At 26.2% G+C, this 12,672-nt stretch carries 9 protein-coding genes and 2 pseudogenes; 9 read left to right on the top strand and 2 right to left on the bottom strand.

Annotated elements, in window-relative coordinates:
- Positions 1 to 12 precede the first annotated feature (12 nt).
- The 8 genes and pseudogenes from NGI68_RS10655 to NGI68_RS10625 all read left to right on the top strand — a co-directional run.
- A complete protein-coding gene (locus NGI68_RS10655; protein WP_251861472.1) occupies positions 13 to 801 on the top strand; it encodes an ABC transporter ATP-binding protein in 789 nt (262 codons plus the stop codon).
- 2 nt (positions 802 to 803) lie between these two features.
- Positions 804 to 2,471 (top strand): ABC transporter permease, encoded by a 1,668-nt coding sequence (locus NGI68_RS10650; protein ID WP_251861471.1) that lies wholly within the window; start codon positions 804 to 806, stop codon positions 2,469 to 2,471.
- 482 nt (positions 2,472 to 2,953) lie between these two features.
- Positions 2,954 to 4,648 (top strand): PD-(D/E)XK nuclease domain-containing ATP-binding protein, encoded by a 1,695-nt coding sequence (locus NGI68_RS10645; protein WP_251861470.1) that lies wholly within the window; start codon positions 2,954 to 2,956, stop codon positions 4,646 to 4,648.
- Positions 4,649 to 4,948: 300 nt separating this feature from the next.
- Positions 4,949 to 5,641, top strand: a complete 693-nt coding sequence (locus tag NGI68_RS10640; RefSeq protein ID WP_251861469.1) for a response regulator transcription factor — start codon at positions 4,949 to 4,951, stop codon at positions 5,639 to 5,641.
- Positions 5,629 to 5,949: an ABC transporter permease gene (locus NGI68_RS10635; RefSeq protein WP_353505383.1), complete on the top strand. Its 321-nt coding sequence runs from the start codon at positions 5,629 to 5,631 to the stop codon at positions 5,947 to 5,949. Before NGI68_RS10640 ends, NGI68_RS10635 begins: the two co-directional genes overlap by 13 nt.
- Before the next feature lie 159 nt (positions 5,950 to 6,108).
- A pseudogene (locus tag NGI68_RS17110) lies at positions 6,109 to 6,237 on the top strand (helix-turn-helix domain-containing protein); the annotation flags it as partial.
- Between the two features lie 129 nt (positions 6,238 to 6,366).
- A complete protein-coding gene (locus tag NGI68_RS10630; protein ID WP_251861467.1) occupies positions 6,367 to 6,684 on the top strand; it encodes a hypothetical protein in 318 nt (105 codons plus the stop codon).
- A 378-nt stretch (positions 6,685 to 7,062) separates the two neighbouring features.
- Positions 7,063 to 8,271: pseudogene (locus NGI68_RS10625) on the top strand (AAA family ATPase); the annotation flags it as partial.
- Between the two features lie 277 nt (positions 8,272 to 8,548).
- Here NGI68_RS10625 and NGI68_RS10620 read toward each other — a convergent pair.
- Positions 8,549 to 10,012 (bottom strand): tetratricopeptide repeat protein, encoded by a 1,464-nt coding sequence (locus NGI68_RS10620; protein ID WP_251861465.1) that lies wholly within the window; start codon positions 10,010 to 10,012, stop codon positions 8,549 to 8,551.
- Positions 10,013 to 10,411: 399 nt separating this feature from the next.
- Here NGI68_RS10620 and NGI68_RS10615 point away from each other — a divergent pair, with 399 nt between their 5' ends.
- A complete protein-coding gene (locus NGI68_RS10615) occupies positions 10,412 to 10,654 on the top strand; it encodes a heavy-metal-associated domain-containing protein (protein ID WP_251861464.1) in 243 nt (80 codons plus the stop codon).
- Between the two features lie 367 nt (positions 10,655 to 11,021).
- On the opposite strand, the gene NGI68_RS10610 is transcribed toward NGI68_RS10615, so the two are convergent.
- On the bottom strand, positions 11,022 to 12,200 hold the full coding sequence (locus NGI68_RS10610; protein ID WP_251861463.1) for an SAM-dependent methyltransferase: 1,179 nt from the start codon (positions 12,198 to 12,200) through the stop codon (positions 11,022 to 11,024).
- Between the last annotated feature and the right edge of the window lie 472 nt (positions 12,201 to 12,672).

Genomic DNA, 12,672 nt, shown 5'->3' with positions numbered 1-12,672 from the left:
TGGAGGTAATGTATGGAGCAGTCAAATAATATAGTAGTTTCTATAAGGGATTTAAAAATGAGTTATGGAAATAAACAGGTGTTAAAGGGAATAAATTTAGATGTAAACAAAGGGGAAATTATTGGGTATATAGGACCTAATGGTGCGGGAAAAAGTACTACTGTTAAGATAATGCTTGGCTTAGTTAAGGGATATGAAGGTGAAGTAAAAATATTTGGAAACAATATATGCCATGACAATATAGAATATAAATACAAAATAGGGTATGTTCCTGAAAATGGGGAAATATATGATAATTTAACAGCTTATGAGTATATAACTTTTTTAGGAGAAATATATGGCATGGAATTAGAAGAAGTAAATAATAAGGCTAAAAGGCTTATGAGTCTTTTTGGTATAGAAAATTCATATCATTCAAGAATATCTTCTTATTCAAAGGGCATGAGACAGAAACTCTTGATAATATCAAGCCTCATTCATAATCCTGATATCTTGTTTTTGGACGAGCCTTTAAGTGGACTTGATGCAAATAGTGTACTTGTTTTTAAAGAGGTGCTTTCAAAATTAGCATCAGAAGGAAAAACTATATTTTACTCATCTCATATAATGGAAGTTGTTGAGAAAATAAGTAGTAGAATAATATTATTAAACAATGGACAAATTGCAGCGGATGGTACCTTTGAAGAATTACAGGAAAAGAATATGGAAGGTTCTCTAGAACAAATATTTAATGAAATAACTGGATTTACAAAGCATGAAGATATTGCAAATGAATTTATCTCCATATTAAAGGAGGTATAGAAGTGGAAGATTTTAAAATATTAAAGCTTGTTGATAAATTTAAATTTATATATGATAAACTTGGTGTTAATTATACTTCCATGAGAACAATACTTAAATTAAAGCTTTTAATGGATAATAGAAGAGTTCCAACAATATATAAAGATAAGGAAAATGAGAATAAAAAGAATACTTTTATAAAATCACTACTTTTATATGGATTAATGGGAATTTTTCTTGCTGTTTTTATTTTTATTCCATCGCCTATGATTGTAAAAATGAGTATAAATATAGGTGCCATAATGTTTTTAATCATGAGTACTATGATTGCAGATTTTTCTTCTGTACTTTTGGATCTGGGTGATAAAAATATATTAAATACTAAACCAATAGATCAAAGGACAATAAATGCAGCTAAGACTACTCACATATTAATTTATATCACATCTATTGCCGGGGCAATTGCAGGGCCAACATTAATAGCTGGTGTTATTAGATACAAATTTAAATTTTTTATAATTTTCTTTTTTCAAATAATATTACTTTCATTTTTTACTATATTCATAACTGCCATATTGTATTATTTTATATTAAAAATTTTTGATGGAGAAAAGCTTAAAGATATAATAAATTATTTTCAAATAGTTTTATCAATAGTACTTGCTTTAGGATATCAAATTATACCACGAGTATTTGATATTAATGGTGTAAATATGAATTTTGAAATTAAATGGTGGAGTTATCTAGTTCCACCAGTGTGGTTCGGGGCTCCATATAGCTTAATAATTGAACATAATACTGGAATACAGTATGTGTTATTAAGCATAATGTGCGTGGTGATACCAATTATAATTTTTGGTATATACTATAAATTTATTGTTCCGTATTTTGAAGAAAATTTACAAAAACTTGACAGTAGTACAAGTAAAAAAGGAACCATTGAAGAAGATAAAGGATTAAGAAAGAAAAGATATGCATGTATTTTTTGTAGAGATAAAATAGAAAATATATTTTTTCGGTTTTCAAGAAATATGATATCTACAGAAAGAAAGTTGAAGCTAAAATTGTACCCAACCTTGGCTTTTGCTGTGATTTTCCCTTTTATAATGATGATAGGCTCTTTTTCAAAATATAAATCAGTTTCAAAGGCTCTTAACAAATTTTCAAAGGGAAATTATTATTTTGGGATTTATTTAGCAGTGTTTATGTTAGTGGCAGGCATAGAACTTTTAAGCCAGAGTGAAAAATATAAAGGCTCATGGATATATATGGTTTTGCCTATAGAAAGCCCAGGAAAGATCCAAAAAGGAGTTTTAAAAGGATTTATATTAAGATATATTTCTCCAGTATTTTTCAGTATTTGTATTGTTTTTTTAATAATGTGTGGATTAAGAATATTACCAGATATAATAGTAATGTTTTTCAGCATGCTTATTTTAATAGTTGTTATACAAAACTTATATAAAAAAGAATTGCCTTTTTATAAAGATTTTCAAAGCAATGCAGGAAATTCTTTTACTACGGTTATACTTTCTGCAGCCATCACAGGAATTTTTTTTGGATTGCATAAGTTAATTAGAAGTTTTACAGAATATAATTTTGCTATATATGTATATATTGTAATTTTAATTTTGGTTAATATAATCTTATGGAAAAAGCTATTTAATAGAAGATGGGAGCAAGTTCAATAGCAAAAGAAAAATTATGATAGGGTATAAGACAATATTTTTAAAGAATATAATGAAGAGCATTCCATTTTTATAGTGGAGTGCTTTTATATATTTTATTTTAGATTTTGCTATTACTAAAACTGGAATTACCTTTTTATGTTAAAATTATTTTAAATATCTTATCTAATAATTTAGTATTACTTTTTCATGGTGGAATGTTTTATATGTCTTATTTGAAAATTCATTGTGGTAAAAATAATTAATATAACTCCTTGTACTAGTTAAATTATGGTTACAGAATAATATTCTCTACATTAAACCAGCGTTAAATCAACTGACAGTAATATTAGCTAAGGCTTTATTTATTGTCTATACTATACAATATACCTTGAATGAAAGTAATAGTGAAATAGGGTATACTATAAATAAATTAAATATTAAACTTGATTATAGAAAAATAAAGTGATAAAGAAGAGATGAAATTAAATGAGGAGTGATGGTAAATGAAAAGAATACCTTATGGGATTTCTAACTTTGAGGTTTTAAGAGAAAAAAATTATCTTTATGTGGATAAAACCTCTTATATAGAACTATTAGATAGATATGCTCCCTATAATTTTTTTATAAGGCCTAGAAGATTTGGTAAAAGTCTTTTTATATCTATGCTTGAGAGTTATTATGATATAAATGAGAAAGACAAATTTGAAGAATTATTTGGTGATTTATATATAGGTAAAAATCCTACAGAGGAGAGAAATAGCTTTCTTGTGTGGAAAATAAGTTTTGCAGGGATAGATGCAGGACATGGTGAAGAAGAATTAAGAAATAGTTTTAATTCAAAAGTTTTTTTATCTGCAATAAAATTTCTAAATAAATACTCAAATTTATTAGATGCTGATACTATTCCAAAAGGAATGGAAAGCGCAGAAATAATAGTTCAATATATATCTTTATTAGCTAGTAAAATAAAGATACCTGTATTTGTTTTAATAGATGAATATGATAACTTTGCTAATGAATTGATTACAGGATCAAAACAAAGTACCTATAGTGGTATACTTCATGGTGAAGGTTTTGTTAAAGTGTTTTATAAAGCTATAAAGGACGCAACAGCGGACAACTTTAACAGAATATTTATGACAGGTGTAAGCCCTATAATGTTAGATGACTTAACTAGTGGTTTTAATATTACAATGAATTATACATTAGATCAAAATCTTAATGCTATGATGGGTTTTACAAGAGATGAGATTTCTTGTGTTATGGATGAGGCTGGAATAAAAAATAAAGAAATTAGAGAAAAGATATGCACTGATATGACCCAATATTATAACGGATATAAATTTAATGAGGATAGTAAAACAGTTTTCAATCCAGATATGTCTATGTATTTTTTATATAATTATTCATTATACAGTCGCTATCCTAAGGAAATGATAGATAATAATGTGAAAACTGACTATGGTAAAGTTAATCAGTTGGCTTATAATTTTAATGATAGAGAAGCACTAGAGGAGATAATGACTACAGGAGAAACTTCTACTATGCTAGTAGATAGATTTAATATTCATACTATGTATAGTGTGAAAGAAAATTTTAAATCACTACTTTTTTATTTAGGAATGCTTACAATAAAGGAGCAAGGTCCATTGGGTACTATTTTAAAGATACCTAACTATGTTATAAAGACTATTTATTGGGAACAATATTTTCAAAGAATAAATTTAGAATATAATGTTCAACTACAAGATATAAGAATAGCAGTTAATGAAATGAGAATGAACGGAAATATTCACCCTTTAATAGAAGTTGTAAGTGCTATATTAGAGGATTTATCAAATAGAGATTTAATAAAAATGGATGAAAAAAACATAAAGATGATGTTATTAACTCTTTTAGGTGTAGATAGCACTTACTTTATAAAAAGTGAGGATGAAAATAATAAAGGCTATGTTGATATAATGCTTAAAAGAAAAATTCAGTTTAAAGATATAACTAAATTTCAGTGGATTATAGAGTTAAAATATATAAAAGAAAGTGATAAAAATACTTTTGAGAAAGTAAAAGAGGAAGGAATAAAACAGCTTCAAGGATATGCTGAAAGCAAAATGGTAAAAGAAGAACTTGGAGTACATGATTTAAAGAAAGTATTAATTATTGTAGTTGGAAAAAAGGATATCTATACTGTAGAGTTATAAGTATAAGAGAATAATATAAAAAAAGGAGTTGTGGCACTAAAGAATTTAAGCACAATATATTGTAGGATTTATTATTAGCGTCACAGCTCCTTTTATACATTGTATTATTACCCAAATAGTCAGTACATTTTTATGTAAAAATTCTTTTGAAAATCTTATTTCATGATATAGTATTACAGTAATTATATTGACTTTAATGGTGGAAGGCTTTATATATCTTATTTGAAAATCGATTATGGTAAAATATAATTAATATAGAATATTATTATAATTTTAATAGATTTTCCTAGGGGGATAGTAATGAATAAAGATATAAAAATATTAGTGGTTGAAGATAATGATGATATAAATAAATTATTGAGGGATATGTTAACACAAAATGGGTATGTTACACAATCAGCATATTCTGGCACAGAAGCTTTAATATATGTAAAACAGGACAATTGGGATATGGTTCTATTGGATTTAATGCTACCTGGTATGGATGGCAAAAAACTTCTAAGTAATATAAGAAAAACCAGCAATATGCCTGTAATTATAATTTCAGCTAAAGAGGAAAAAGATATTAAAATAGAAACTTTAAGAATGGGAGCAGATGATTATATAACAAAGCCTTTTGATATAGATGAGGTATCTGCAAGAATAGACTCACATCTTAGAAGATATAAGGAATTTTCCACTTTAGATGTAGAAAAATTATTAAAGTATAAAGAATTGTCTCTTAACAAAGATAGTAGAGAAGCTTTTGTATATGATAAAGAATTAATGTTAACTAATACAGAATTTAATATATTGGAGCTTTTAATGAGCTATCCTAAAAAAGTCTTTACTAAGGCCAATCTGTTTGAGAGTGTATGGGGTAGTGAGTATCTATGTGATGATAATACTATAAATGTACATATAAGCAATTTGAGAAATAAGATATGTAAAGCAGGGGCAGAAAATCATTATATTGAAACAATATGGGGCATTGGGTATAAATTGGACAAATAGTATTAAGCTTAGGAATTTTGTTGTCTGCATTTGCAAATTCAGAGTTTCAAATGGTACAATTTATACCCGTAATTATAATACCACAAATTTTCTTTGCAGGTATTTTTCCAATAGAAAATATGACCCATTGGTTACAAGTTGTAGCCAAATTTATGCCTATGTACTATGGTGGAAAAGCTCTTCAAAATGTTATGTATAAAGGATTCTTATTTAATGATATAAAAATGGATTTACTTATGCTAGTTCTATTTGCAGCAGTATTTATAGTATTAAATATATTTACACTAAAGAAATATGGTAGCATATAAGTTAGTGAAAATTATTTAAATTTAATTATGTAAAATGAAAGGAATGTAATAAGGGGATAGAATTTGTAGTTCATCTCCTTACAGTAGGTTTATATATGAAAATTTGTTAAAGTTAGCAGAAGAAAATATAAATAAAAAAATGACAACCAAACAGGAAAAATATTAGAAATTGATATTAAGTTATTTGCAGAAAAAGGATATGCAGCCACATCTACCAGTGAAATTGCAAGAGAGGCTGGGGTTGCAGAGGGGACTATATTCAGACATTTTGAAACTAAGGAAAAGTTATTATTAGCTATAATAATAACTTTTTTAATTGATGCTATTGCTAGTATTACAGATGAACTTGTAGAAGATGTTTTAAAGAATAATTATGATAGTTTTCAAGATTTTTTAAGAGAGCTTATAACAAATAGATTGGGGTTTATAGAAGAAAATAAAGAAATATTTAAAATCATAATATCAGAATTATTACATAGAAAAGAGTTACAACAGCAGATGATGGATGAATTTGAACGTAGAGTTTTAAAAAATCTAACCCTTAGTATTGATACCTATAAAAAAAAGGGAGATATAAAAGATATAGAAACTCCCACAATTATTGAGATGATGTTAACTCATATTATAGGATGTTTTATCTTTAGATTTGCATTGTTTAGTGATGCTAAAGTAGATCATTCAAATGATGTAGAGGATATGGTTCAATTTATATTAAAGGGTGTTGGAAAACAATAAAAATTTAAAAATAGTAAAAAACCTTACTTAGTAAATAGTGTGAATGGAAACTAAAATAAATTGAGTTACTTTTATTTAAATAATAAATATGTAATTTGCTAAGGTAGACAGAATCTTATTATATTGAATATGTTATTTTATTTAAATGATACTAAACATAGGGTATACTATTCATATATGGATAAAATGAAGTAAATGTGAGTTTATATATAATAACAAGTTTATACTACAGTATTCTTTATGTTTTTTATAACAGATATATTATAAAATTTTCATAAGTGGGTAGATAATAAATAGGAATGAAAAATATATTCATACTTAGCTTATATTATAAATTAATTTTATTAGCAAAAGTATAAATAAAAGGAGTGAAAATAAATGAAAAAGATACCCTATGGTATTTCTAATTTTGAAGTTTTAAAAGAAGAAGATTATTTTTATGTAGATAAAACTCCATATATAGAATTACTTGATGGATATGCTCCATATCAATTTTTTATAAGACCTAGAAGGTTTGGAAAGAGTTTATTTATATCTATGCTTGAGAATTATTATGATATAAATAAGAAGGATAAATTTCAAGGATTATTTGGTGATTTATATATAGGTAAAAATCCTACAGAGGAGAGAAATAAGTTTCTTGTTTGGAAAATAAGTTTTGCAGGAATTGATTCAGGACACGGTGAAGAGGAGCTTAGAAAAAGTTTTAATGCAAAAGTACTGTTATCTGCAAGAAAATTTATAGAGCAATATTCAGATTTATTAGAACAGGTCTCTATTCCTGAAGAAGTACAAAGTGCAGAAGTAATAGTACAATACATATCTTTTTTTGCTAGTAAAATAAAAATACCTGTATTTGTACTAATAGATGAATACGATAATTTTGCTAATGAACTAATAACAGTGGGAAATGATGCTGCTTATGAAACAATACTTCATGGGGAAGGATTTGTTAAGTCATTTTATAAGGCTATAAAAGATGCCACAAATGATAATTTTAATAGAATATTTATCACTGGAGTAAGTCCTATAATGCTAGATGATTTAACTAGTGGATTTAATATAACTGAAAACTTAACTATGGAAGAGGATTTGAATGATGTTTTCGGATTTACAAAAATGGAATTAGAAACTATTATAGATGAAATGAATATAAATGATAGAAATAATGTGATAAAAGATATGGACTTTTATTATAATGGATATAGGTTTAATAAAAATGGAGAAACAGTGTTTAATCCGGATATGACTATGTATTTTTTAAAGAATTATTTAAGATATAAAAGATATCCTGAGGAAATGATAGATTATAATATAAGGACAGATTATGGAAGAATAAATAGATTAGCCATGAATTTTAAAGATGAATCATTAATAACAGATATAATGAATATAGGGAAAACTAGCACTAAACTAGTAGAAAAATTTAATATAACATCAATGTATGATAATAGAGAGAACTTTAAATCACTACTTTTTTATTTAGGTATGCTTACAATAAAGGATGTAGAAGCTAATAATGTTATATTGGGTGTTCCGAACTATGTGATAAAAAATATTTATTGGGAAGAATTTTATAAAAAAATAGGTTTTCATAAGTAAATTACCTTAATTTTAAATAGATTTAATTTTAAACTGCTAATATAACATCACATTCCTAATATAAAAATGTATTCTTTACATAATTACATAAAAATTAATTAAGAAACATTAAGGATTTTTAAAGCTTATTTATGTGGTATTAGGTGTAATTTTTATATTTGCCATATTAAAATTAAATCTATTTTATTTAATTATGTGCTTACTATTTATTTTATAGATTTTATTTATTTTTCTTGTGAGTAAGATTTAATAAATTTTAAAGTTATTTTATGTGTCTTGTTGCTTTTCTTCTTAGACTCTTTAATGCTCTTGTTGCAGGATATGGATCTTCTGCTTCTAAAGCTTTATCTACAGCAGCAATAGCATTCTTAAAATCTCCACTTTTCATATAAGCTAAGGCTAAATAGTAAAGATAGATTGAAAAATCAGGATCTTTCTCTAACAAGTTTGTATAATAATCTATAACTTCTTTGTAATAAAATCTATCGTATTTATTAGTTGATTTTAATCCTTTTTCTTTAATGGAATAAATATGGATATTGTACGCTTCATAGCTGTCGTGTGTCCATAAGATTAATTCTTCTTTTCCATCAAAATCTAAATCTTTAAGGTAAATCTTGCTGTAATAATATCCATCATCTTTAAATGCTTTTACTAATTTACCTTTTCTATATGTTAGTATGTGAAGTTTACCTATATTATCGTCTATTTTAAATCCTAGGAAAATATGATATTCTTCCCCCATGTTTTTAATTATCAAATCTTTAATTGTATACCCTTCACCTTTAAAACTGTCTTCCAGTGAATAAGAAGAGTCATCCATTCTTAACAAGCCTAGATAAGGACATCCATCCAATGTGTATGGAACTAGGCATTCATCATTTCCATCATAATCTAAATCAATTTTGATTTCATCGTTATCCCATCCAAGCTCATTAATTGGTATAAGAGTACTACCCACAGGGAATTTATCTTCTAAACTATCAGTTTTAACCGTTCTATTTGTTGGGGTTGGAACTGGACCCTTTAGACCAAAATTATAATAGCCCATTTGTACTACTTTCATATTATTGTTTAATAAATCTACAAAGCTTTCTACATATCCTATGGTATCAGCATTGGAAACACCAATTATTCTTTGCCTAATGAATAGATAGTAGTTATTTTCAGATATAAGCTTAATAGGGAAGGCATCATTAATGGCTGAAATAGTAGGCTCATCGGAGCTAATGACTTTTCCATTTTCATCATAGATCATGTTTAGATACTCTTTAGGTGTATGAGAAATATCATATATAAAATATTCATTTAAGGTAATAGAATTAACCAAAACTTTATATCCATCTAAGTATCTTGCTATTACTTTATAGTTTTCAGAAAATTTATCTGGGTTAAATATTCCTATAAGTCTTCCTGCTTTATAATCATAAATTTCTGCTATAGCATATCCTCCTGATCCACCAAAGGAACCTCTAACCATGATCTCATCTTTATTATCACCATTAAAATCCCCTAGGAAAAGTTGTAGATCATATCCACTATAGGGGAGTTTTGTAATTAAAGTTGGACTGCCATCCCCTGGAGTTATAACTAATTCTAAATTATCTACAAATTTACTGTCTTTTTCTAAATAGCTACCAAGTAGAGTAACCTTATCTCTAGAGTATTTTGAAATTACGTCGCCCATCTTTACATCTAATACTGTTTGATACATTCCACTTGACATATATAAGACTTCCTTTTAAAAATTACTATTATAATATATAATATTAGATTTCAAATAAACCGTTCCATAATGAGGTTTATACCCCTATAATGTAAAATTAGTTTTTTATATAAAGAGTGTAGATTAATTCATTAGGGTACATTGAGAAATTGTTATTATAATTAATTTAATATCATCTAAAGTAAATAGCTTAGTTAAGTGATGAAGTCAAAGTAACCAAAATAACTGAAGTAAGTGAGATTAAGAGAAATAGATGAAATAGGTGAGATAGTGAGATAGAGATAGATGAGGTAGCTTCAATAAGTTATAGATAAATAAACTTCAAAAATTAGGGAGAAGTGGTATAATTATATTGACAATGAATTTTAATATCAATGATATATGAAGGAAGTGTAACATATGTTGTTTTTTAATAAAAAATCTAAAGGAAAAGAAATAGAACTAAAGGTAGAGGGAATGAGGTGTGCTCATTGTGAACTTACAGTTAAACAAGCTCTTGAAAAGGTAGAGGGTGTAAGGAAAGCAAAGGCAAGCCATTTTAAGAAAAAAGCCTTTGTTATATTAGAAGAAGGTAAGGATGTACCAATATTTGAATTAATACATGCTGTTAAAAAAACAGGTTATGATGCTTCACAGATATAAATAGGGTTAAAGGCTTTCATTAATTTTATGAAAGCCTTTAAAATGGGGTATAAAAATTTATATGAGCTAATTAATTGAGAGTACGCTAAATTAAAATTTAATTATTATAAGGGTGCACTATATTGAATTTTAATTAATCAAAAAGTGCGCTAAATTTAAAATTTATATAAATTAATTAAGAATAAATAAATTTTAAATATATATTAACTAAAATAAATAAATTTGTAATTGTATGATTTAACCAATGAAAATTAATTAAACCATACAATTTTATGTGATTCAACTAATTGATTAAAAGTGTGATATGTCAAAATTATATAATTAATCAGTTGAGAGTGTATTATATTATAAACTTTACTTTATTAGTTTATTTGTAAAGATAATCTCTTGTCATAGGAATTTCATTGTTTAATCCTTTTGTTAATATGAATTGATGCAAATCTATTACTCCATAATTGAATGAGGCAGCACATGAATCTAGGTATAATCTCCACATTCTAATAAATTTATCATCGAAACCTAATTTTTTCACTTCATCTAAAGAATTTTCAAAGTTTTTAGCCCAACATTCTAATGTTTTACAATAATGTAGACGTAAGCTTTCTAAGTCTATTAAATGCAAATCATTTTCTGCCATATTATAAACTAATTCTCTTATAGACGGTATATATCCACCAGGGAATATGTATTTTTTAATCCACTCATTAGCTTCACCTTCTGTTTGAGCTGTTATACAATGAAGTAAAGATACACCGCCATCTTTTAATAGATCACTTACAGTATTCATATAAACAGGAATATTTTTTCTACCAACATGTTCTAACATGCCTACGCTAACGATTCTATCAAATTTTTCTCCTGTTTTTAACAGTTGCCTATAGTCTAGTAGTCTAACTTCTACTTGACCTTCAAGGTGCTGTTCTTTTATTATTTCTTCCACTTTATTAAATTGTTCTTTACTTAAAGTTATTCCAAGTGCTTTAACACCATATTTTTTTGCTGCAGTTAGTATAAGCCCACCCCAACCACAGCCTATATCTAATAGGGTTTCGCCTTTATGTAAATTCAATTTTTTTAATATATGATCAATTTTATTTAATTGTGCGTCATATAGAGAGTCATTTTCTGATCTAAAATAAGAACAAGAATAACTCATAGTTTCATCTAACCATAATTTATAAAAATCATTACCTAAATCATAATGATGAGATATATCTTGTTTACTGTTTTTTACAGAGTGAGGAGTAACCTTATATAATTTTGAGAATATAGAAGCCTTATGTAGAAAACTATCTTTGTTTTTATATATGGATTCTATAATTTCTTGTACACTGCCTTCAAAGTCTATATCCTTATTCATATATGCTTCACCAAAAGTTAAAAATGGATCTCTTAAAATATCACTTTTAGATATACGCTCATTTATGAATATCTTAAACTTTACATCTCCTTCACCTATTTTTTCAGTTGTTCCGTCCCAGAATTGTACTTGAAAGGTATCTGAGAATATACTTTTTAAAAACTTTTTCAAGAATAATTTTTCCATTATTGTATCTCCTTCAGTACTTTTTATTGGATGACTATATACTCATATTAAATATTAAAATTGGAATGGTCAATTAACGGTTTAAGCATTATACAGATGAATTTTAGAGTAAATGGAAGGATATAATAGGAAAATATGTGGTCTTACCACTATAAAAATGAAAATAACCTATAATAAGGATACAGAATATTTAGAAAAAAACTAAGTATACCTATACATTGGCTATATATTCTGAATGGTAGTTAGTATATTTCAGCTAATATTTTATTGAAAATTTTATTTATAAATATTATATTTTATTACTAAACTCATATCATCTACTATTGCATAAGTAACTATATATTAATGGATTAATTTAAAATAAATAATTGGATTTATAATATTTATCACCTACTTAGTTGTAATGATGCTTTTAAATAAAACATTAAAGAAAATATTTCTTGTAGAAATTTTAAATGATAGAGAATAAATT

The sequence above is a fragment of the Clostridium sp. Marseille-Q2269 genome (genome assembly GCF_943736985.1).
In the GTDB taxonomy this organism is placed as follows: Bacteria; Bacillota; Clostridia; order Clostridiales; family Clostridiaceae; genus Clostridium_F.
Note: the sequence above shows the minus strand (reverse complement) of the source record. Positions and strands in the feature narration are given on the sequence as shown.

What these genes read in the sequence shown, in the direction of transcription:
- NGI68_RS10655 (WP_251861472.1), top strand. Translation starts at nt 13, where the DNA reads ATGGAGCAGTCAAATAATATAGTAGTTTCTATAAGGGATTTAAAAATG.
- NGI68_RS10620 (WP_251861465.1), bottom strand. Translation starts at nt 10,012, where the DNA reads ATGTCAAGTGGAATGTATCAAACAGTATTAGATGTAAAGATGGGCGAC.
- NGI68_RS10640 (WP_251861469.1), top strand. Translation starts at nt 4,949, where the DNA reads ATGAATAAAGATATAAAAATATTAGTGGTTGAAGATAATGATGATATA.
- NGI68_RS10610 (WP_251861463.1), bottom strand. Translation starts at nt 12,200, where the DNA reads ATGGAAAAATTATTCTTGAAAAAGTTTTTAAAAAGTATATTCTCAGAT.
- NGI68_RS10615 (WP_251861464.1), top strand. Translation starts at nt 10,412, where the DNA reads ATGTTGTTTTTTAATAAAAAATCTAAAGGAAAAGAAATAGAACTAAAG.
- NGI68_RS10645 (WP_251861470.1), top strand. Translation starts at nt 2,954, where the DNA reads ATGAAAAGAATACCTTATGGGATTTCTAACTTTGAGGTTTTAAGAGAA.